Annotated in this window: 22 protein-coding genes; 9 read left to right on the plus strand and 13 right to left on the minus strand. The window is 46.9% G+C overall.

Annotation, left to right across the window (positions count from 1 at the left end; genetic code table 11):
• Window positions 1-286: 286 nt before the first annotated feature.
• Together H6G89_RS21915 and H6G89_RS21920 are read right to left on the minus strand one after the other, a co-directional pair.
• The gene (locus tag H6G89_RS21915) at window positions 287-694 is read right to left on the minus strand and encodes a GFA family protein (RefSeq protein ID WP_190510330.1); all 408 of its coding nucleotides are present in this window, start codon (window positions 692-694) and stop codon (window positions 287-289) included.
• A gap of 36 nt (window positions 695-730) precedes the next feature.
• Entirely contained in the window at window positions 731-1,363 is a 633-nt protein-coding gene (locus H6G89_RS21920; protein ID WP_190510332.1) for a TetR/AcrR family transcriptional regulator, read from the minus strand.
• Between the two features lie 137 nt (window positions 1,364-1,500).
• On the opposite strand from H6G89_RS21920, the gene H6G89_RS21925 reads away from it, so the two are divergent.
• On the plus strand, window positions 1,501-2,772 hold the full coding sequence (locus H6G89_RS21925; protein ID WP_190510334.1) for a glycosyltransferase: 1,272 nt from the start codon (window positions 1,501-1,503) through the stop codon (window positions 2,770-2,772).
• Window positions 2,773-2,806: 34 nt separating this feature from the next.
• Here H6G89_RS21925 and H6G89_RS21930 read toward each other — a convergent pair whose 3' ends face one another.
• The 3 genes from H6G89_RS21930 to psbA all read right to left on the minus strand — a co-directional run bounded on the left by H6G89_RS21930 (window position 2,807) and on the right by psbA (window position 6,763).
• Window positions 2,807-4,570: a macro domain-containing protein gene (locus H6G89_RS21930; protein WP_190510336.1), complete on the minus strand. Its 1,764-nt coding sequence runs from the start codon at window positions 4,568-4,570 to the stop codon at window positions 2,807-2,809.
• Window positions 4,567-5,226, minus strand: coding sequence for a MerR family transcriptional regulator (locus tag H6G89_RS21935; RefSeq protein WP_190510338.1), 660 nt, complete (start codon window positions 5,224-5,226; stop codon window positions 4,567-4,569). The genes H6G89_RS21930 and H6G89_RS21935 overlap by 4 nt, the downstream gene beginning before the upstream one ends.
• 415 nt (window positions 5,227-5,641) lie before the next feature.
• Window positions 5,642-6,763, minus strand: coding sequence for a photosystem II q(b) protein (psbA, locus tag H6G89_RS21940; RefSeq protein ID WP_190510340.1), 1,122 nt, complete (start codon window positions 6,761-6,763; stop codon window positions 5,642-5,644).
• A gap of 193 nt (window positions 6,764-6,956) precedes the next feature.
• Between psbA and H6G89_RS21945 the strand changes: the two genes are divergently transcribed.
• The gene (locus tag H6G89_RS21945) at window positions 6,957-7,613 is read left to right on the plus strand and encodes a TetR family transcriptional regulator (protein WP_199336865.1); all 657 of its coding nucleotides are present in this window, start codon (window positions 6,957-6,959) and stop codon (window positions 7,611-7,613) included.
• An 11-nt stretch (window positions 7,614-7,624) separates the two neighbouring features.
• Here H6G89_RS21945 and H6G89_RS21950 read toward each other — a convergent pair whose 3' ends face one another.
• The 3 genes from H6G89_RS21950 to H6G89_RS21960 all read right to left on the minus strand — a co-directional run bounded on the left by H6G89_RS21950 (window position 7,625) and on the right by H6G89_RS21960 (window position 9,802).
• Window positions 7,625-8,506, minus strand: coding sequence for a helix-turn-helix transcriptional regulator (locus H6G89_RS21950; RefSeq protein ID WP_199336866.1), 882 nt, complete (start codon window positions 8,504-8,506; stop codon window positions 7,625-7,627).
• 38 nt (window positions 8,507-8,544) lie between these two features.
• Entirely contained in the window at window positions 8,545-8,820 is a 276-nt protein-coding gene (locus H6G89_RS21955) for a cupin domain-containing protein (protein WP_199336867.1), read from the minus strand.
• 259 nt (window positions 8,821-9,079) lie between these two features.
• Window positions 9,080-9,802: an SDR family NAD(P)-dependent oxidoreductase gene (locus H6G89_RS21960; RefSeq protein WP_190510344.1), complete on the minus strand. Its 723-nt coding sequence runs from the start codon at window positions 9,800-9,802 to the stop codon at window positions 9,080-9,082.
• Window positions 9,803-9,921: 119 nt separating this feature from the next.
• Here H6G89_RS21960 and H6G89_RS21965 point away from each other — a divergent pair, with 119 nt between their 5' ends.
• A complete protein-coding gene (locus tag H6G89_RS21965; protein WP_190510346.1) occupies window positions 9,922-10,575 on the plus strand; it encodes a helix-turn-helix transcriptional regulator in 654 nt (217 codons plus the stop codon).
• Between the two features lie 53 nt (window positions 10,576-10,628).
• Here the strand turns inward: H6G89_RS21965 and H6G89_RS21970 are convergent, their stop codons facing one another.
• Window positions 10,629-10,916, minus strand: a complete 288-nt coding sequence (locus tag H6G89_RS21970; protein WP_190510348.1) for a hypothetical protein — start codon at window positions 10,914-10,916, stop codon at window positions 10,629-10,631.
• A 108-nt stretch (window positions 10,917-11,024) separates the two neighbouring features.
• On the opposite strand from H6G89_RS21970, the gene H6G89_RS21975 reads away from it, so the two are divergent.
• Window positions 11,025-12,245, plus strand: a complete 1,221-nt coding sequence (locus H6G89_RS21975; protein WP_190510350.1) for an ROK family transcriptional regulator — start codon at window positions 11,025-11,027, stop codon at window positions 12,243-12,245.
• A gap of 233 nt (window positions 12,246-12,478) precedes the next feature.
• On the opposite strand, the gene H6G89_RS21980 is transcribed toward H6G89_RS21975, so the two are convergent.
• Window positions 12,479-13,111 carry a TetR/AcrR family transcriptional regulator gene (locus tag H6G89_RS21980; RefSeq protein ID WP_190510352.1) on the minus strand — a complete coding sequence of 211 codons (633 nt, stop codon included), beginning with the start codon at window positions 13,109-13,111 and terminating at the stop codon, window positions 12,479-12,481.
• 238 nt (window positions 13,112-13,349) lie between these two features.
• Here H6G89_RS21980 and H6G89_RS21985 point away from each other — a divergent pair, with 238 nt between their 5' ends.
• From H6G89_RS21985 to H6G89_RS22000, 4 genes are all read left to right on the plus strand, one after another.
• The gene (locus tag H6G89_RS21985; RefSeq protein WP_190510354.1) at window positions 13,350-13,610 is read left to right on the plus strand and encodes a hypothetical protein; all 261 of its coding nucleotides are present in this window, start codon (window positions 13,350-13,352) and stop codon (window positions 13,608-13,610) included.
• Between the two features lie 64 nt (window positions 13,611-13,674).
• The gene (locus tag H6G89_RS21990; RefSeq protein ID WP_190510357.1) at window positions 13,675-14,403 is read left to right on the plus strand and encodes a Coq4 family protein; all 729 of its coding nucleotides are present in this window, start codon (window positions 13,675-13,677) and stop codon (window positions 14,401-14,403) included.
• A 126-nt stretch (window positions 14,404-14,529) separates the two neighbouring features.
• The gene (locus H6G89_RS21995) at window positions 14,530-14,859 is read left to right on the plus strand and encodes a hypothetical protein (protein WP_190510359.1); all 330 of its coding nucleotides are present in this window, start codon (window positions 14,530-14,532) and stop codon (window positions 14,857-14,859) included.
• A 378-nt stretch (window positions 14,860-15,237) separates the two neighbouring features.
• Complete coding sequence (locus tag H6G89_RS22000; RefSeq protein WP_190510361.1) at window positions 15,238-15,585, plus strand: DUF3140 domain-containing protein; 348 nt, start codon at window positions 15,238-15,240, stop codon at window positions 15,583-15,585.
• An 89-nt stretch (window positions 15,586-15,674) separates the two neighbouring features.
• Here H6G89_RS22000 and H6G89_RS22005 read toward each other — a convergent pair whose 3' ends face one another.
• Together H6G89_RS22005 and H6G89_RS22010 are read right to left on the minus strand one after the other, a co-directional pair.
• The gene (locus H6G89_RS22005) at window positions 15,675-17,306 is read right to left on the minus strand and encodes an iron uptake porin (RefSeq protein ID WP_190510364.1); all 1,632 of its coding nucleotides are present in this window, start codon (window positions 17,304-17,306) and stop codon (window positions 15,675-15,677) included.
• Between the two features lie 90 nt (window positions 17,307-17,396).
• Window positions 17,397-18,056 carry an isochorismatase family protein gene (locus H6G89_RS22010; protein ID WP_190510366.1) on the minus strand — a complete coding sequence of 220 codons (660 nt, stop codon included), beginning with the start codon at window positions 18,054-18,056 and terminating at the stop codon, window positions 17,397-17,399.
• 257 nt (window positions 18,057-18,313) lie between these two features.
• Here H6G89_RS22010 and H6G89_RS22015 point away from each other — a divergent pair, with 257 nt between their 5' ends.
• Window positions 18,314-18,529 carry a hypothetical protein gene (locus tag H6G89_RS22015; protein ID WP_190510368.1) on the plus strand — a complete coding sequence of 72 codons (216 nt, stop codon included), beginning with the start codon at window positions 18,314-18,316 and terminating at the stop codon, window positions 18,527-18,529.
• A 186-nt stretch (window positions 18,530-18,715) separates the two neighbouring features.
• Here the strand turns inward: H6G89_RS22015 and H6G89_RS22020 are convergent, their stop codons facing one another.
• On the minus strand, window positions 18,716-19,783 hold the full coding sequence (locus H6G89_RS22020) for a PDDEXK nuclease domain-containing protein (RefSeq protein WP_190510370.1): 1,068 nt from the start codon (window positions 19,781-19,783) through the stop codon (window positions 18,716-18,718).
• Between the last annotated feature and the right edge of the window lie 451 nt (window positions 19,784-20,234).

Here is a 20,234-nt window from a genome sequence, read left to right on the forward strand (position 1 = left end):
GCGTGGCACATTCAAAGCCTGTTCATCTAAAGAGCGGCAATCCTGGATGCAACCTTCAAGGAATTTTGGCACTCTGGAACCACAGGAACCGGATCGGTTTTTTCTGGTAGAAACCCCAGAGATTCTTAGAGCTGATTCATAAACAAAGTTTTTGATCCCCCTGAAGTCTCCCTTTTTAAGGGGGACTTCAGTCTCTTGCCTGGGTTCCCTCCTTTTCAAGGGGGGTAGGGGGGGTCAAGCGATATCCAATGTTCTAGACCTTAAGATTTACTTTATAAATTAACTCTTAATGGGCTGATGAAGCATCTCTCGGATCACAAATGCCCCACCATTTTGGACGTTTTGAAACATAGGAATGGGACAACGGCGCAAGTTCCTGGCGGTTGGGTGAATCAAATGTTCCGACCGCGATCGCCAATGTTGGCTTATCGTCGATCGCTCCAATTGTGCTGCCGCAGACTGGGCAAAAGGCACGGCTTGACCACTCAGACGATCGCCACTTAGCAGGTGCTCCACCGGGTCCTGTCCATTCAACCTGATTTTGCGAGAATTCGACCCACATTTGCGTCAGTGATCCCGAATGCTGTTGGCATTGCCGACAGGAGCAGGTGTGGGGCTTGAGCGCGGGTCCAGTTGCCACAAAACGAATATTTCCACACAAACAACCACCCTCATAAATTTTGGGCTTTGCCATCACACATACTCCAGATCATTCTCGTGATACCTCATATTATGTTTCTGGCAGAGGCTCCAGCACTTTGAACGCGATCGCATCTGCGTCATCGCTATCAACCCCCAATGATTTGAGAATTAACTTCGTTACTTGTTCTGGGTAGTGAAGTTCGCTATGTCCTTCCAGAATGGTGCGCATTGCCATCAGTGCTGTTCCTAAAACCAGATCGATCGCCGCTTGTGTACTCTCCACCTGAAATCGCTTCAGCCGTATTCCCGCTTCTAAATCCGACATCAAACCCCGTTCGATCGTTTCACTCAAAGGGGCTGCGACTAAGCCAATGCGAACAATCACCCATCCCCACGTCGCATCGCGCATGGCTTGGTGGAGAAACTGACGCAAACCGATCGCCATTCGTTCAGCGGGGTCTGCGATCGCTGCATATTGTGCCCAAATCTTTTGATTCATCACGTCACTTAAGGATGCGGCAACGGCTCTCAATACATCCTCACGGGTCTGGAAATAGTTGTAAAACGTTCCCCTGGAAACGCCTGCCTCGGCAATGATGTCGTCAATGGTGACTGCATCCGTTTCTTTACGCGCAAAGACCCGATAGGCGGACTCGATGAGATGCGATCGCGTCCGTTCCCGTTTTTCCATGCCAATGGAGGCTCGACGAGAGGGCTTCATGCAGCTTGCTTTGAATGATACCGACCCTAGCATACCCTGCTGTTGACACCTTCATCAAAATGACGCTATTGTCAAAATGACATAAACGTCATTCTTGATCTGTAAGCTCCAGTCCATCAAAATAGGAGGCACCCGCGATGCGTATTGCCATCATTGCTTTGGGGAGTCAGGGAGATGTCCAACCTTACGTTGCCTTAGGGAAAGGGCTAAAAGCGGCAGGTTACGATGTCCGGTTGCTGACCCATGAGAACTTTGAGGGATTAGCCACGTCTCACGGACTGACGTTTTATCCCATGCAGGGAAATGTACAAGAACTGATTGAAACGCCAGAAATGCGCGAACTTGCCGAGAAAGGGAATTTCATTACACTCACCTTACGGACGGCAAAAGAAAGCAAACAGGTCGCCATCGGATGGGCACAGGCAGGGCTAGAAGCTTGTCGAGGTATGGATTTACTGATCGCGGGTGTGGGAGGGCTTTATCTGGCACTGGCGATCGCAGAAAAGCTAGACATTCCGCTGCTGCAAGCCTTTGTGTTTCCCTTTACGCCAACCACAACCTTTCCAGGGATTTTGTTTCCGCCATCGATCGACCGCTTGGGCGGAATGGTGAACTGGCTCTCCCATCAAGCGTTACGTCAAATCATCTGGCAAGGCTCTCGTGCTGGCGATACCGCTGCCCGTCAGCAAGTTCTCAACTTACCCGCAGCTTCGTTTTTCGGTCCTCACCAGTCCCCCTATTTGCATCGTTTACCAACCCTCTATGGGTTCAGCCCTGCTGTGATTGCGAAGCCGTCAGATTGGCGAAATACCTTTGTCACAGGCTATTGGTTTTTGGATGCTGCACCTGATTGGACTCCCCCTCCTGACCTGGAGAACTTTTTGCAAGCGGGTTCGCCTCCGGTGTACATCGGCTTTGGCAGTATGGGCAATCGCAACCCTGAGGAAACTGCCGATCTGGTGTTGCAAGCCCTTGGGAAGACGGGACAACGGGCGATTCTATCGGCTGGGTGGAGTGGAATGCGAACCGAAAACCTGCCAGACACCGCTTTTCTCGTCAATTCGGTTCCCCATGCGTGGCTATTTCCACGAGTTGCGGCAGTGGTTCATCATGGAGGAGCCGGGACAACCGCCGCAGGACTTCGGGCAGGCGTTCCGACAGTGATTGTTCCATTTTTTGGCGATCAGGGCTTTTGGGGGCAACGGGTGGCAGACCTAGGCGTAGGAACAGCCCCCATTCCCCGCAAACGGCTTACGGTGGAACGGCTAGCAGAAGCGATTCAAACAGCGGTGGGCGATCGCTCAATGGGTCAGCGGGCAGCGAGTTTAGGAGAAAAAATGAGAGCCGAAAATGGAGTTGCGAATGCAGTAGCAATCATTCAAACACTCGAAAATTTAAAGGTTGCGTAGCTCAAACAACTGTGTAGTCTAAAACCTCCTGGGATCACAAGCCCGCAATCCGCTGAAATTCTGTTTTGTAGTAGTGCAGTGTTTTTGGGTCAGAACAAACGAACCGAACAGTGCCGATCGCGGTATGACCAAGCAAGAATTGGCTCACCGTTTCAAAGGCGATTCGAGCAGCGCGATCGCCCGGAAAACCGAGCGCACCTGTCCCAATTGCTGGAAATGCGATTGAGTAAAGACCTTGGGATACTGCGAGTTCGAGGCAACTCCGATAGCACTGTGCTAGCAGATCCTCCTCGCCGTGATTACCCCCCTGCCACGCCGGACAAACGGTATGGATAACATACAGTGCAGCCAATTTGAATCCAGGGGTGATTCTAGCTTCTCCTTCGTTACACCCATTCAATTGCCGACAGGCATCCAATAATTCAGATCCCGCTGCGCGATGAATGGCACTGGAAATTGCACCATTGTCAGACAGATAGCGATCGGTTGAATTGACGATCGCCTCTGTATCTTGTTGAGCGATATCACCGAGTTGGGGACCCCGATCAAAGGCATAAAATAAACTGGTGTGCCCACTACTCCGTCTACCGCTGCGGGTATAAGCCTGATGGGAAGCCATCTTGCGATAGCTAGAAAAGTTGCGTTTCTTTAATTCCTGATCCAAGTCCTGGAGGGCTGCCGCTTCTGGAGCAGACATGGGTGAGTTGACGCTCAACAGTTCCAGGCTCATCTCTTGAAGGACTCCGCTCGCTGCTCCATAGTCTCCTCGATCCACCAGGCGCACTGCCTCCTTCTTTGCCCGTGCAGCCATCATCAACGCGACCTGCTGCTGCACCTCCTGATTCAATGGAAATGCTTCAAGTTGATGATTCGTAACCACTGGAAGCTGAAGAACGGCTTGGGTTTCCTGGGGGTGCTGCTCGTTATCTGTCCACATCAAACGGAAGCTGCATAGCTCCGTTTCCTGATTTAAGGCAGGAATTTTCAACCGAACCACGAGATCAATCGGACTATCAAAGATCAGGTTAGGGAGCTTAAAGTATCCTTTGCTATCCACATCCAGATCATTGAGAACGTCAGCAACGACGACCTCTCCTTGCGGTTCAATAGCGATCGCAACACTCTTCCCAAACGTCGAAGCCAGTCCTTGAAGCTCCTGCTCAAAGATACTGGGTAACTGCTCAGCAGAGGCAATGTAGTAGTAGTTGCCATCGCCACTCCGAGCCATCGCTTCTAACAAATCCTCGTTATAGTCATATCCCAACCCCATTGTGGAAGTACTGACTCCCCGCTGCGCTAATCCATGCACATCGGTTGCGATCGTGTCTGGATTGGTTTCGCCCACATTTGCCAAGCCATCCGACAGTAGAATCACCCGATTCAGTTCAGCGGTGAGAACCTGACTTACCTGAATACCCCCCTGAACCCAACCTGCGTGTAGAGCAGTACTGCCTCCGGGTTGTACCTGCTTCACCAAACGGGTCAAGCTCGCTTTGTTATTGGCTAGAGTGGTTGGAATTAAAGTCTGTACCTGATCATCAAAGATGGTGACACTGAGGCGATCGCTGGGGAGAAGTTGCTCAATTGCATAGCAAACTGCCTCTCTTGCGTAATCAATTTTTTTGTGACTGCCCATCGAGCCAGAACGGTCGATTACAAACCCAATATTGAGCGTGGGTCGCTGAGTCGTGGAAACAGGTGCTTGTGGGGGTGTAATTCGTATCACCAAATCGAGGGTAGTCGGTTGATTTAAGCCAACAGCAGCGCGCAAGGGAATGATGTTGATTTGAGGCATCATGGCTTGGAGGACCTCCTCTTGAAAGTTGAAATTTTAGTGAGGGTTTGAAGTATTCGTTGCAGCAAATTTTGCTGCTCCTGAGAAGTCGAAGGCAAAACAAAGTCACTACGAACGTGAAGTTCTAATCCGGGCAAAATTTCCTGACGAATCCACTGGGTTGTTGAGGATGGAGCGAGCGGTGATTGAGCGGAGGATAAGGAGGCGAGTTCTGAAGGTGACTGAAGTTTAGAGATTGACGGAGCGACATCGGATTGTCTTTTTTGGACTTGTTGCAGAAATGCCAGGGCTGGATTTGCCGGAGCAACGGTGAGCTGAACTCCTCCTTGTAGTAGTGCCTCCAATTCTGAATTACTTTTTGAACGAGCAAGCGTATCAATCACACTGGCTCCATAGCCTTCGGTGAGAAGTCGCCGTACCAACAACACTTGTAGCAAATGGCGGTAGATATATCGGGCTTCCCGTCCTTCTTTAAACGGCTCATCGAGCATTCCCTGGCTGGTGTAGTGCCTGACAAGCCTGGGAGTAACGTCCTCCCGCACCCTGGTATGCGCTTTTTCCTCTGGCAGAAATTGGGGCAGTAGCTCGTTTGCGACCTGCACTAACTCCTCCAAAGACCAACTGGAATCCCGTTGGGCTAACTGTTGCAACGTTTTCATACATTCATGTTAATCATGACAATTTCTATTGTCAATAACAATTAAAATTGTAAAAAAGCTAAGGTTGTAATTACACCAGATCGTTTGCTCATTCACTGCTCATCCACACTTGTCTTTTTCAGTTGCAGGTTGTTGTGTGTGGATTTAAGGGGGTAGATATTGGTACGTTTTGGTGGTGTTCCAAACCTGTTGATAACCTCTGTAAGACCCCCTGTAGTCCCCCTTACCAAGGGGGACGGCGACAGCCGGGGGTTAGTGGCAACAGATCTGAAACACTACCTATGGTATTTAATTCTGGAGAAGTATCTGTAAATTTTTACCGTTTACGCATCAAAAAAATGCTCCCCAAAAGAGGAGCATTGTCTTTTAAGCACTCATTAACTTACAACGACATCTACTGATCGCGATCGCCCTGTTAACTCACCAGTGAAGGTGCTTTCAGCGCAACCGGAATTGCTTCACCTGCCGCTAAGTCCAGGGGAAAATTATGAGCATTGCGCTCGTGCATCACTTCCATTCCCAGGTTGGCGCGATTCAGGATATCCGCCCAGGTGTTGATCACCCGTCCCTGGCTGTCTAACACTGACTGGTTAAAGTTAAACCCATTCAAGTTAAACGCCATTGTGCTAATGCCCAATGAAGTAAACCAGATACCAACAACAGGCCATGCACCCAGGAAGAAGTGTAAGGTGCGGCTATTAGCGTTCACCCCCAGAATAATTTCGTTGGTGCGTCCAACCAGGCGACCGAAGTAACCGTGAGCCGCCACAATGTTGTAGGTTTCCTCTTCTTGTCCAAACTTGTAACCGTTGTTCTGAGATTCAATTTCAGTTGTTTCCCGAACAAGGGAAGACGTGACCAGAGAACCATGCATTGCGCTAAATAAGGCTCCGCCAAACACCCCTGCGACACCCAACATGTGAAACGGATGCATCAGGATATTGTGTTCAGCCTGGAACACGAACATAAAGTTGAACGTTCCACTGATGCCCAACGGCATTCCATCGGAGAAGGAACCTTGACCGATCGGGTAGATCAAAAAGACCGCAGTAGCCGCTGCAACAGGAGCCGAATACGCCACACAGATCCAGGGACGCATTCCCAGTCGGTAGCTCAACTCCCATTCGCGCCCCATGTACGCGAAGATCCCAATCAAAAAGTGCAGCACAACTAATTGATAGGGACCGCCATTGTAGAGCCACTCATCCAGAGAAGCGGCTTCCCAAATTGGGTAAAAGTGCAACCCGATCGCGTTAGAAGACGGAACAACTGCACCTGTAATGATGTTGTTGCCATACAGCAACGAACCAGCCACGGGTTCACGGATGCCGTCAATATCAACCGGAGGGGCGGCAATAAACGCGAGAACAAAACAAACAGTTGCAGAGAGCAGGGTAGGGATCATCAGCACGCCAAACCAGCCCACGTAGAGGCGATTTTCGGTGCTAGTAACCCAATTGCAAAACTGCTCCCATACATTGACGCGCACTGGTAAGTCAGCGCGTACGCTTTCGCGTCTCTGCGAGGTTGTAGTCATGATGGTAGTAGGAAAAGAACGACAGTATCAGGCTAGCCAGCAACGCAAGAGCAATTAACTAACCTGTTAGTTAGTATAAGAAGAGGCGGCTTTTCCTGTCAATAACTAACTAACAAGTTAGTTAATCTAAATGTGAGTGGCAGGTCAAGATAGTCGGTAGCAAGGAAGGCACTGTATCCTGAGTAAGGACAGTGTGGAGCAGGTAGTAAAGTTGGCGGCAAAAACAGGACGATCTCCGACGCGGCAAACTCGTGATGCAGAAGCAACGAAAGCCCAAATTCTCGATGCGGCAGAGGAGGAATTTGCCCGTTTTGGCTTAATGGCTGCACGAACCGAGGTCATTGCCTCTAAAACGGGCGTGACAAAAGCCATGATCTACTACTACTTCGGTAGTAAAGAAGAACTTTATCAGGCAGTGCTAAAACGTCATGCCACAACATTTCTGAATACGGTTGCACAGTTGAACTTGCAGGAACTTTCCCCCGAAGAGGCACTGAAGCAAGTCATCCGAGCGGCGATCGCCCATGAGGTGGCATACCCCAATCAGGGAAAAATCCTGCTCCATGAAGCCATGCAGAATGAAGGAAAGTATTTTAAGCTGACCGGGTGGGAGGCTCCAATCGGGCTGGGAATGCAGCTTTTACAAAAAGGCATTGATGAAGGATATTTCTGCCCCCACAATCCCTGGTTGATGATGATCCACATTATGGGAATCACAACTTTCTACTTTAATGCGGAGAATAATCTCAGAAACGTGAACCCCGATTGGCAATGGCGCACACCAGAAGCCCTTGAAGAACTCACGAAATCGGCGATCGCGTTGATTCTTGGAGGTTTGAAGAAGACTTAATGCTCATCGATCTACACCGATTGACGTTTCAAAAATTCTTTAGGCGTGACCCCCACTAAGCGTTTGAAGTGACGGCTAAGATGGCTTTGATGGCTAAATCCTAGATTCAAGGCAACCTCAGCTACACTCATTCCCTGCAAAAGCAATTGTTTTGCTCGATTGATTCTGCACTGAATCACATATTGATGCGGAGTGAGTCCTGTGGATTGTTTGAATAAAGCAGAAAAATAACTGGGACTGAGGTGAGCGATCGCCGCTAGAGACATTAACGTCAAGTTCTGATCCAAGTGGTGATCAATGTACGCCATGACTTGTTTCAACTGTTGTTGGGATAATCCCTGGAGTGGTAGATTAATTAACTTTTGTGTTGAATAGTGGCGTAATAAATGAGTGACAAGTGTTGTCGTGAGTGACTCAACATAAAGATGATTTTCTGATTCATGATTCTCAAGCTCAGATTTGAGTGCCCACCCAATTCCATAAATGAGCGGATCAGCTCGGCTAAAACTGGGAATGAGTTCAGGATTGCTGGTGGAGATCCTTTCAGGTGTGTATTGTTCAAAAAGGGTTGAATTGAATTTAAGCAGAATAAAGTGGCATTCCTTCTCCCATATCGCCCCGTTATAGACATGAGCCGGAATGACTGTAATATCTCCCGGTTTTGTTTGCTCAAATTCAAAACGCTGTGGCGGCAAGTATTCAACGAGGGGAGACAATAATTGCTGTGTATGAATGATAATTTGAGACTCGTTTAAAGCATTCTCAGGAACTTGATGGGGAGGTTGCTGATGATATTCCAGATGAAGTCCACTCCACTGGGTGCGATCGCTAGAGAGCAATGGAGCTTTAGGGTAAAGTGGCAAAACATTCGCGTTCCTGTCATCATCGGTCATGATCATCTGCTAACCCCCTCAGCATTGTCACCATCAATTTAAGAACCTGCATTGGGAACTGGATACTGGTCAAACCGTTGCATCAAGTCGAGGAGTTCTTCCTGGCTCGGTTGCCGTCCATCTTTCGTCAGTTCAGCCAATCCCTCAAAATACTGCTCACGCGAATCAGCAGGGCAGAATAAAATCAACAAAGTTGCCGGAGTCTGACCCGCGTTAGAAAATCCGTGCGGTATATTTTCGGGCACGAGGATAAAGGTTTTGGGTTCAGCAATGATGCGGCGATCGCCCAAAATAAGTTCAACCTCACCTTCCACAACATAAAATGCTCAAAATCTTGTGGAAAGTTGCCATTTTCGTCCTCACCCAATTGCCCTGCCACACACCAGCTTTGTATCGGCAGGAACCACTGTGATCTGGGCGTATCCGTAATGGGAAGAGTCCACCAGTCCCTTTGGGTTGATCCGCTGAATTTGTTAAGTCATCATTTCCCCTCCTAAAGAAATCGTATAACTGCACCAACTGTATAAGTGTTATATAAGTGGTGCTTCGCCTCGATCGCGTATCATTCAGCTTTTAGGCATATAGATCTGGCATTGCAGGAATATCAATTTCCTTCACACAAGACACACGAGTCAGTTGCCGCAAACATCGCAAGAGGAGAACCAGATCCTGCATCGGAATCTGGGTTCCATCGTAGGTTTGAACGGCGGCTTCTGCACCCGCGTCATAGTCAATTTCAGCTGCAATATTACCTGGATTCAATGCAGTCACGGGGATGCGGTAGTCTCGCAAACATTCTCGCAGGGCGTGAACAACGCCCCGTAATCCAAACTTCGAGGCTGTATTTGCGACTTCAGGCGCACCAGAATTATCAAGACCTGACAGTGAACTCATATAAACAACACGGGGATTGACTGAACGTTTTAGATTTGGAATCAACTGATGAGTACACAGAATCGCAGCTAAAAGATTGACCTGAATAATTTGTTCCATCTCCTCAATCGTTGATTGTTCAAACGAATAGGCCGGCTCAAATGCATCCTTTTCCCAGATTCCAGCGTTGTAAAACAGAAAATCAACTGCACGATCGCCAATTGCTTCCGATACCGTTGTTGCAGCCATTTTGGGAATAGACAAATCTGCTGGAATCCAAATTCTTGTTATCTGGTCAGAACGATCAAGACTGGGAGGACGGGTTCTGGAGATGAGAAACACCGTGTCTCCCGGATCAGGAAGACCAATGCTGCAACCCAAACCAACTCCCCGACTGGCTCCAAAAATTACAATAGTTGCCATTGTTCAGACTGTGTAGAGGTTCTAACTTTCTAAAGAAACATCTTTAGGAAAAGAATAGGCGATCGCCATTGACTTTGTAAAGATATTTCTTTACTTTGTAGATAGATAGAACGCAACCTATGGCAAAAAAGACCCAAACTCAAGAAACGGCTGTTCGGACGCGACGGGCGATCGTGCAATTATTAAAGCAGGAAGGTCGTTTAGATGCAGAAACCCTCGCTGCTCGTCTGGGAATTACGGCAATGGCAGTGCGGCAGCATCTTTATGCTCTGCAAGATGAACAATTGGTAACGTATCAGGAAGAACCCCGACCCATGGGGCGACCTGCCAAGCTGTGGCAGTTGACTGTTGCTGCCGATCGCTTCTTTCCTGATGGTTATGCAGAACTGACTCTCAGTTTGCTGAATTCCGTCAAACAAGCGTTTGGCGAAGCAGGGTTAGACCGTTTGCTAGAAGTGCGTTCTCAACAACAGCTTGAGAGTTACAACCAGCAGATGAAAGGCAAGCGTTCACTCAAGCAACGCTTGAATAAACTGGTTGAGATCCGCACTCATGAAGGTTACATGGCAGAAGTGCAAACTCAGGCAGACGGGTCATTTTTGTTGATTGAGAATCATTGCCCTATTTGTGCGGCTGCAACGGCTTGTACTGGACTCTGTGCGAAAGAATTAGAAATCTTTCAAGCTATTTTGGGAGATGAAACAACGATTCAACGAGTCGAGCATATTATTTCAGGAGAGCGACGTTGTGTGTATCAAATTAGTCAGAGTTAACTGACGTCTTGCACCTTCTCTCTCCGTAAGATGAATTGTTGTGAAGTCTTGGGTCAGAAGTTGGGCTGTGCTCTGTGATAGTGCTGTTCGTCGAGCCAGACCAACAGATTTTGCTCATCATCAAAATCTAACGTGCAATCACGCGACGGATCATACACATGCCAATAGACATTACCCCGTTGATCAAACCGTTGCTGTACACGAGGTTCGTTGGGAACCGTTTCCCAAAATCCCAGACAGGTTTGCCAAAGCCCATAAAGCTTTAGATGGATCAGGGTTCCAATTTGGGGTGGAAGTTGCTCTAGCTTTTCGTAGTTGCGTTGTTGTTGAAAGGTTCTCATTTGTTAAATCTCTTAACACCACACCTATACCTTAGATTGTTTGATTTACAAACAAACACCCTTATGATTGTTTGTCATTGAAACAAACTGAACGGTGGATAGTTTCTTATGGAAACAAACCTTCGTCAGAAACCACTAACAACCGATGCCAGCCTGCTCAAGCAAATCAACTTTGCCCGAATCTTGGGTTTGCTGCGCTATCATCCTCGGCTAACCCGTGCTCACATTGCACGCCGAACAGGGTTGACTCGTTCTACTGTGACTGTGATTACAACAGAATTGATTGCAGCGGGGTTAATTCGGGAAGGGCAAGAAACCGCATCTACTCCAGAAGGGGGGCGACCTGGAGTGGAGTTAGAACTTAATCCAGAGGGTGCCTTTTTTATTGGTGCGGCGATCGCTGATGAGAGCATTCAAGTAGTCGAACTCAACTTGGCGGCTCAGGTTACGCATCGAGTGCAAATCCCCATTCCAAACACTGACCCGTCCAGCGTTACACAGCATCTCATCGAACTTATTCAGCACCTCTGGCAAGCTAACCCACAGGGTAAAGTGCGATCGCGTGGAATTGGGATTACGGTTCCCGGTAGTTTAAATCGTGAGGGTATTGTTCTTCGAGCACCAAGATTGCACTGGCAGCAGGTAGACCTACGACCCTATCTTAAGGTGTTCGATCTACCACTGTTTATTGAGAACGATGCAAATGCAGGTGCACTGGTTGAGATGTATCTGGGTGGATCAATGCCCGGTCATAGTTTGCTCTACTTATTCTTGGGTGTGGGCATCGGGGCAGGAATGGTCTTAAATCACCGTTTGTTTCGGGGAGCCGGAGGTACAGCGTGCGAGGTTTCTGATTTGATGATTGATCCTCAAGTAGCGGATGTAGCTCAGCGAGAATGGTCTGGAAAGTTTGAAGCTCTATGCAGCAAAGACGGGCTATTGCAGGCTTACCACCATTACAGCGGTGAGTGGATTGATCTCGACACACTGCTAACCCGGTTAGAGCAAGCTGAGGCGATCGCTCAAACAGTCGTTAAGTACTGGGGAATCTATCTCAGTTGGGGAGTGAGAGGGTTGGTGGGGGTGCTCAACCCGGAACGCATCGTTTTTGGAGGACAACTGGCGGTGCTTGTGCCCTATGTGCAGCATCAGTTGGATGAAGTGCTGCAAGGATGTCTACCGGATGGTAGCGGATACCGCTTTGATCGAACAGCCCGATTTCGGTTAGCTGTTTCTAAGTTTGGAGGAGATTCACCCGCGATCGGTGGGGCTGTGCTGGTTTACCAGTCCCTCTTTCAGATGCCCGATTTGCTCTTGCTACATCAATAGCTTTGTAGGAAGTTTAATTGTTGAAGGTGGTAACCAGCATTTCGGAAATTGGCATCCCTCAACGTATGTCAGTCCTGTTGCCAAGATTTATAACAACCTCGAGATTGAACTTAGTACTGCTATTCACAGATCGGGTTCGGAAATAAAACAAGGGGGGTGTGGGGGCTGTGCCCCCAGCCAGGGTTTCCACCCCTGCACCCCAAACTCCTACCCTTATTTACGACGAGTTGAACTTAGGAAAAGTAGCTTTTCAGGTAGTTTAAAGCAATCCGTTTTGTCTCTTTTACCAACCGTTGCCGAAACGTTTTTTCCTGGCTGAGGGAGAGCCACAGTAATGTACCAATCGTTTTGACCAGCACAAAGGCGATCGCCTCATAATCCGCAGGTTTCAATCTTGCATCGCGATTAGCCAAGGAACTTGCTAAATCCTGAATCAACTTGGCATCAGTTGCCTCGTCGATTTCTTCCAATTCGCGGATTGTTCCCTGAGCCTCCATAAAAATGGCGTAGTAGCTGGGGTTTTCAGTGAAGAAGCGATCGGTGGTATCAATCAGCGTGTTCACGTAATCTGACAAAGAGAGTTTGGCGAGTTCACCCTCATCAATGGTCGCTAACTCTTGATGCAGCTTTTCGGCATAGCGGAGTGCCAGAGCTTGCAGAATTGCGGTTTTGTCTGGGAAGAACTGGTAGAGCGACCCGATCGGAACCTGGGCATGAGTTGCGATCGCATTGGTTGTGGTTGCGGCGTAGCCCTGACTCGCAAACAGTTCTTCTGCCACATCCAGAATGCGATTGACCCGCTCCTGACTGCGGGCTTGCCTGGGTTTGCGGCGCATTCCGCTTGCGGTTGAAGAGTGTTCAGACATGGGCGTTCTCCCTGGTTTTCAGAAATATAGCAACCAAGGGTTAGTTAGGACGGTGTGCAGGGGTGGAATCCCTTGATTGGGGGCGCAACTCCTACATTCCCTCGTCTCAACTGCCTCGGTAGTTGCTATACATGAGGATTACTCACATTCTGCTTGACAAAACATGAGGGTTGCTCATATTATAGAAACATGAGTGATGCTCATATTTTAGCTCGGTTCGCCCCCTGAGAGTCATGTTATGACCCAGAATCTGCTGATGACTCCAAAAGCCAGTTCTGCCTGTGCTACGCGCTCTTGCTGCCTTCTGCAATATGGCTATATTGGGTTTCGTTTTGTGCGTTACAAGTGTTCTCCCTGGTTTGTATTGGTGATCGCCCCATTCAAGTTGTTTCTTACATCTGGCGTAGAACGGACTCGTGTGCAGGTTCGTTATTTCAGCGCGATCGCCAGGATTGACTTTGTCGGTGTCTATAGGTTTCTTCAAGACTTGCTTTGGTAGAAATCTCTGAATGTGTTTGATAGTTTGCAATGCGTCAACGATTAAGTTTTTGGAGTGAATTTTTATGCAACTGATCCATTCGACTAATTCCAATATTTCTGTAACTACTGACCCAAAACAGAATCAAAATCCAATACTCAAGGGCTTGAAGTCATTTCTGGCAAAGGTGCTGATTGTTAAGTCATTCACGTCCATGCTATTTGGAGATAACAGCTTGAAAACGGTCGGTGAATTAGCCGATGGGTTGTTGGAAACTCCCGCTTATGCGCTCATGGCTCACCACTTAAACCAAGATCCAGATTGTGCTGTCCTAATTCGCGATCGCTACATTCCGCCTGTCCACGATCTGGATAGGCTCCTCACCTATCCCTCTGATTCTCTGGGGTACATCTACGCCGCTTACCTGAAGAAAACAGGGTTTGATCCCAACCTCCACGCCGGAATGACTACCGAATCGGATGCTAAATACGTTGAGTTACGGCTGAGCCAGACTCACGATCTCTGGCATATCATCACCGGATTTGACACCTCTGAAATCGGCGAGATTGGTTTACAGGCATTCCATTTGCCGCAGTTTCCCTATCCCCTGGGAACTATGTTGATTGCGAATAGTTTGATATCTGCCACACTCATGGCACCCGAAACATTACCTCAATTGCTAGGGGCGATCGCTCAGGGATTGCAAATGGGTAAAACTGCCAAACCACTCTTTGCTCAGAAGTGGGAAGAGGGTTGGGAAAAACCCCTGGCTCAATGGCAGGCAGAGTTAAACATTCAGCCAATTCAGAATTAGGTAATTGCGATAGATCCTATAACCACAGGCTGACGATCCTGCTACTCCTTTTGAGCAAGATGGAATTGGTATGACATAGCTTTGTTCACGTCGATTTTGCTCTTAGTTGATTTTGCGGTAATAAAAATGCCTGATACAACTCAAACTACTGATTTTGATTCCACCATTAATCTCTTACAACAAGATCTTTCGTCTGTTGATCTCGCTCTAGCCATCAATATCATTGAGCGGTGGGAGCATCAACTCCAGGGGACTGATATCTTTGAAGATTTAATGGAACTCAAACAAGCGATTCTCAATGGGAATCTGACAGAGCTTGAGAACCTTCTACGGGATTTAGGGGAAGATACTACAGCGACAGCAGATTCTGCTCGTGAAGATGGAGCGAATGAGGTTGCAGTGAAAATTGAGCAAATCGGTAAACTGCTCTCTCAAGCCAGTCAGAATGTACAGTAGCTGTCGAGAGTAGCGATCGCAACTCTGTCACATTGGAATCTGTGACTGCTTTATGGTTGCACTTTGTGCTAACCGTTCTAGATTAGGTTAATTAGACAATTGCCAAAGATAGCTCAAGTTGAGTCATTGCTACTTGATTGCTGCTGGTGGACATTACGGCATTTCTGCCTAAAGACTTAAAACTTTTGACTGTAGATATGCCTCAAGCTGATGGCATATCAATAATCTCATCAACCTTCTTAGGATGGTGAATTTAATAAATCCGCAAACTGTACGGGCGGGTTTAGCAGACCTATCTGTGCCCTGTTATAGATTTGACAGCAAAACCCGCCCCTACCCAATACCGAACTTATTTAATTTCTATTCCTTAACATAGTTATGGCACAGCATACCCAAACTGAAAACGAGACAACACTGCGTGAGTTCCGAGAAGCAGTTAACATGTCTGTAAAGGAACTAGAGAGTTGGTTAAAAACAGAAGACTCTAAATCAGTCGGTATAAAAGAACATGAAAGTGATGAATCGACTGGACATCAATCTGGTCGTTATATCGTGGAATTGTTGCACAAGAAAAGTTCAAGTTATAGCCAGGATGACTACAACCAGATGCGCCGTGTCGTGAGTTATGTTCACCGTCATCTAGCACAAAAACCCTCTGGTGATATTGAACATACTCGTTGGCGGTATTCCCTCAAAAACTGGGGTCATGATCCACTTAAAGATTAGGCGATCGCGAATTTAGCCTAATCGGTTCAGTTGGCTCCAGGCTGTTAAGGGTAGCAACTTTCACCCTGCTTTCAGGATCAAGTGGATCTCTAAAATGCAAACACTGTTCGTAGAGTGCCTGTAACAATCGTACCGTTACTACTTTGGTTGCCTGCGTTCGTAATGATTTGAATCAAAGGTGTCACTCGAACATGATCATTGATGGGAAAGTTGTAGAATGCTTCAAAGTTAGTCTGTGATGCATTACCTACCCTCTCTTCAATAAAAGGTTGACCGACTGCAATGCCTGCGATCGCCCCAGGTGTCAAGACATCCCTAACTGCAATACCTCCCATCCAATAGTTGGGATGGACATCTCCCACTGTACTATCCAGATATATGCCGTATCCGTAACGACCAAAAATGGCTATCTCTGGTGACAACGCCAGTTCAAAGTTGGCACCAAAAGCATTGAACCGACTACCAAAAATAGTGCCGTTAGCGTATTGGAGACGTAAGGCAAAATCTGCAATTGAGTACTCTAGCTCAATAATACTTTCGTAAGGATCACCCAACAGCCCACCCTCGCCCCCGCGTGTTGGAAACAATAGAACAGGTGCCCTTGGACCATCAATTACCGATTCGCCGTTTGTACTAAAACTATTGGCATTGCCAGCTACATAAACTCCTCGTAGCTTGAATGGGCTGCCTTCTGGCTGCCAATCAATTACTGCACCTGCTCCAGCAGGACGGGTAAATAGAACAAAATTGTTGACCAATGCTTGAGTCGAGAAATCTAGATAGCTTGCATTCGCATAGCTGTTTCTATCTACGTAGTCGGTTGCAACAATTCTAGGTCCAATTGTAATGCTGAGGTCTTCCATTGGACTAAAAGTGTAAAATAACCGTCCTATCGTAAACTGAGTTCGGCCTGGTACTGAAAAATCTAAAGTGCTAGCAAAGTTTGGTTCAAGTAGTCCAGCAGGATGGTCATCTGCTCCATCACTACCTGCGGTTAATCGCACTTGTAACTGGTCAGTATTATTAAAACTTGCGTTAAAGAACAGAGAAACACGGTTAATCAAGGTAGCATTTGGGTCGTCGTCAGCAATCAACGTTCCAGTTGGTGAGATCAATTCATCTCCACTAAAACTACCTGCTGTCACTGCAAAGATGGCTTGTCCCCGTAGCTGTACTGTAGTAGAAAATTGCTGTGATTCTACTAATGTTGTTCGTGCCTCTAAACCTTCGATCTGCCCTTGTAAGATTTCTAACTCGGTTGCAAAATTTGTTTGTAAGCGTTCTAAAACTATTAAATCTGTTTCTACAATCGAACTTTTAAAGCCTGATGAATTGAGTTCACTGATCGTTTCAAGACATGTATTGAGTTCAGTCGCAAACTCGTGACGTGTCATTGATTGATTGGAATAGTAACGCACCTCTGGAGAATCGTCAACACAGTGGTAACGTTCCACTAGAGACTCTAAGGCTTGTAGCTCCCAATCACCTAATTGCACATCCGACAGTTCAGCAACTGAAGTCACTTCATCTGCTAAATCATTTGGAGAATTTACTAAAGTATTGAAGTCAGATTCTTGAATTGGCTGTACGTCTGAAATAGTAGTAAGCGAATGAGTAACTTCAGTTGCAAGTATCGCTTGACAAGAAAAAAAGTTCCAAGCAGGCATTAGCCATGCAAGGAAATAACTGATTTTCAATGGCTTTATAACTTCTTTCATCATGAACTGCAATTGCCAGGAGAATCAATGTCACACTAAACAAAAATGCTCCTGGCAATTTCTATTGTCACGCAACTAAATCCATGGGAACAGTTAAACAGGTTGCAGAACTACACCATCTTGTTTGCCCTCAGCACTGTAACCAAACAAGTGCTCATTAAATACACCCTGAACAGGTTGCTTATAAGGACCTAGATGGTCATGCAATAACTCTGCTGCAACCGAAACCCAGGTCGTCATGATCACACCTGCATTGTTCATGCGTAATATGCAGGCATCTTCTGCTCGTTTGCTCCAGGCACCCGATGCATCGAGAACGGCATACACCTCAAATCCTTCTTTGGCAGCGTCAACTGCTGGAAAAACCAGGCAAACGTCTGTTGTCAATGCAGACATGATCAGCTTTTTGCGTCCTGTGGCTTTGACTGCTGCAACATAGTCAGGGTCAGCCCAGGCGTTGACCAAATGCCGATTAATCACAGGCAGATCAGGGAAAAGCTCTAACAACTCAGGGATAATTGAGCCATTAATGCCTTGAGCAAAGCTGCTGGTCAATACGGTTGGCATATTGAGAGCTTTCGCCAATTTTCCCAGGGCAATAATATTGTTTCGCAACTCCGCCGTGTCAATTGACTTAATACCTGCAAAAAAGCCTTCTTGATGGTCGATTAGCAGCATGGCTGCATTATCAACACTGAGGCGATCGGGGTAGGGTGTGTGAATGTTTGTGCTGGGAACATTAGTGCTACTCATAATGATTGCCTCAAACTACTGTTTGCTTTTGGTTAGGGTAAATTCAAAGTAAGCAGATAGATAACATTGCAAAGAAGTAAAAGTACTCCCAATGTGAGTAGAAAGTTAGTTCCCTACTCCGGAAAATGCTTCTAGCTTGCTTTGCAATACTTATCTAGATAACAGTATTTAGGATAAACACAATTAACTCTCATCTATTATTGCGATGCCTATTCAATTATTGCGAAGTGTTTAAATGACAAGAATGAATATCGGATTTGTTGTTGGCGATCGCACCCTCCAATTATCAACAATTGCGCCCATCACTTCTAGAAAAAATTGCAACACGAGACAAGGAACAGGTGCGACGATCCATTCAACGGATTCTCGTCTGGAATTTTGAGCGGGTCATTATGGCTCACGGAAGCATCATCGAGCAGGATGGTAAACGACAGTTTCAACTGGGTTATGAGTGGTTTCTAGATGCAGGATAACAGTATGAAATTTCGTCAGAGTTATAGCCATAGCCACATTTGATGGGGCGGAGACAAGTCAGAAAGCCTCCCCAACATCCGGGTTTGAGCCATTGTCTTTGCCTTAAGCTTTCTGACCAAACCTATACTACTAGTGTTGCGAACACAAAGTTCTGCATGCATCAAATTCAGTAATACACCAAAAGCTCAGCTATCTGCTGTATTACTGTTATCAACCATTCCCACCTCTGCAATGATTGTCTCCATCTCCATTTCTAGTTGTTCCACAGATGGCAGGCTTTGTTTCAATGGTTCTGGTAGCGAATCTTTTAATTGGTAGGTTGACACTCCGATGGGTCGGTTAACATCTCTCAATGCGTACTCTACTGCTGTTTTTTTCTTGCCTTTACATAAAATAATGCCGATGGTGGCTCTGTCCTCTGGGTGCCGTAACAAATCGTCCACAGCAGAAATATAAAAATTCATTTTGCCGCTGAACTCTGGCTGAAACTCGGTTACTTTCAAATCGATAACAACGTAACAACGCAACTTCAAGTGGTAGAAGAGGAGATCGATGTAATAATCATCTCCGTCTACCTCAAGGTGATATTGGCTACCGACAAATGCAAATCCCACTCCTAACTCCAGCAAAAACTCTCGAATCCGATCAACTAACGCTTTCTCCAGTTCCCGCTCCTGCACTGATGAAGTGACATCTAAGAAGTCTAAGTGATAGGGATCTTTCAACAGCTGAGTTGCCAGGTCGGATTGAGGGGGCGGTAAGGCGCGATCGAAGTTTGTAATCGCTCCTCCCATTCGTTGATACAAGCCACTCTCGATCTGATGCACCAACACATTTCGACTCCAACCATGCTCCACAGTTTGGCGAGCATACCATAGCCGCTCTTCATTCGACTTGAGCTTATCGAGCAGAGCGATGTTGTGATACCAGGTAATTTGTCCAAGCACCTCTTGGACAATTTGCTCATCTGGAAAGGCTTGAGCGAAAGCCCTCATATAGAGCAGGTTAGAGCGAGAGAACCCCTTCATTTCTGGGAATTCCTGCTTCAAGTCGTTTGACAGAGTCTGGATCACTTTTGCCCCCCACCCTGCTTGCTCTTGGCGAACTAAAATGTCGCGTCCAATCTGCCAATACAGCAACACCAGTTCTCGATTAACAGCAAGTGCAGCCTTAATTTGGGCTGATCGAATGCGACTTTTGAGATCAAGCAGAAAAATTTCGTAGTCTTTTGGGTTGAACAGACCCTTAGTCATAAGAAGTGTAATAGTCCAGGCATCACCTGTTTAAGTGGAGATGGAAACAGGATAGAGGCAAAATCCTATGGTACAGCCTCAAGGTTAAGGAGGATAGTCTAGCGATGCCTTTAGCTGTCCTTCATCGCTTAGGAATGGGAATTAAATAAGTTCGATATTGGGTAGGGGCGGGTTTGCCGTCAAACCCATTACAAGGTAAAGATTGGTCTGCTAAACCCGCCCGTACAGTTTGCGGATTTATTAAATCCAAGATCCTTAAGAATGGAAATTATAGCTTTGGTTAGAAAGCTTAGGACATAGGTTACGGCTCAAATTACTTGCGGGTGATGGTTGCCAGAGATGCGAGATCCGAGCTAACCCATAACGCTAAATCGTTTCCTCTCCAGAAGAATTATCTGATTGCTCAGGTTGAGAATCCGTTAATAGAGGGAGTTGTAAATCATCAACCTGC

The organism is Oscillatoria sp. FACHB-1407 (assembly GCF_014697545.1).
Lineage (GTDB): Bacteria > Cyanobacteriota > Cyanobacteriia > Elainellales > Elainellaceae > FACHB-1407.

Bases quoted from the DNA above. Each gene is read 5' to 3' on its own strand.
- H6G89_RS22005 (WP_190510364.1), bottom strand. From the start codon at position 17,306: ATGATGAAAGAAGTTATAAAGCCATTGAAAATCAGTTATTTCCTTGCA.
- H6G89_RS21960 (WP_190510344.1), bottom strand. From the start codon at position 9,802: ATGGCAACTATTGTAATTTTTGGAGCCAGTCGGGGAGTTGGTTTGGGT.
- H6G89_RS21995 (WP_190510359.1), top strand. From the start codon at position 14,530: ATGCCTGATACAACTCAAACTACTGATTTTGATTCCACCATTAATCTC.
- H6G89_RS22010 (WP_190510366.1), bottom strand. From the start codon at position 18,056: ATGAGTAGCACTAATGTTCCCAGCACAAACATTCACACACCCTACCCC.
- H6G89_RS21925 (WP_190510334.1), top strand. From the start codon at position 1,501: ATGCGTATTGCCATCATTGCTTTGGGGAGTCAGGGAGATGTCCAACCT.
- psbA (WP_190510340.1), bottom strand. From the start codon at position 6,763: ATGACTACAACCTCGCAGAGACGCGAAAGCGTACGCGCTGACTTACCA.
- H6G89_RS21935 (WP_190510338.1), bottom strand. From the start codon at position 5,226: ATGAAAACGTTGCAACAGTTAGCCCAACGGGATTCCAGTTGGTCTTTG.
- H6G89_RS21920 (WP_190510332.1), bottom strand. From the start codon at position 1,363: ATGAAGCCCTCTCGTCGAGCCTCCATTGGCATGGAAAAACGGGAACGG.
- H6G89_RS21930 (WP_190510336.1), bottom strand. From the start codon at position 4,570: ATGATGCCTCAAATCAACATCATTCCCTTGCGCGCTGCTGTTGGCTTA.
- H6G89_RS21970 (WP_190510348.1), bottom strand. From the start codon at position 10,916: ATGAGAACCTTTCAACAACAACGCAACTACGAAAAGCTAGAGCAACTT.
- H6G89_RS21990 (WP_190510357.1), top strand. From the start codon at position 13,675: ATGCAACTGATCCATTCGACTAATTCCAATATTTCTGTAACTACTGAC.
- H6G89_RS21950 (WP_199336866.1), bottom strand. From the start codon at position 8,506: ATGACCGATGATGACAGGAACGCGAATGTTTTGCCACTTTACCCTAAA.
- H6G89_RS21965 (WP_190510346.1), top strand. From the start codon at position 9,922: ATGGCAAAAAAGACCCAAACTCAAGAAACGGCTGTTCGGACGCGACGG.
- H6G89_RS22000 (WP_190510361.1), top strand. From the start codon at position 15,238: ATGGCACAGCATACCCAAACTGAAAACGAGACAACACTGCGTGAGTTC.
- H6G89_RS21975 (WP_190510350.1), top strand. From the start codon at position 11,025: ATGGAAACAAACCTTCGTCAGAAACCACTAACAACCGATGCCAGCCTG.
- H6G89_RS21915 (WP_190510330.1), bottom strand. From the start codon at position 694: ATGGCAAAGCCCAAAATTTATGAGGGTGGTTGTTTGTGTGGAAATATT.
- H6G89_RS22020 (WP_190510370.1), bottom strand. From the start codon at position 19,783: ATGACTAAGGGTCTGTTCAACCCAAAAGACTACGAAATTTTTCTGCTT.
- H6G89_RS21985 (WP_190510354.1), top strand. From the start codon at position 13,350: ATGACCCAGAATCTGCTGATGACTCCAAAAGCCAGTTCTGCCTGTGCT.
- H6G89_RS21980 (WP_190510352.1), bottom strand. From the start codon at position 13,111: ATGTCTGAACACTCTTCAACCGCAAGCGGAATGCGCCGCAAACCCAGG.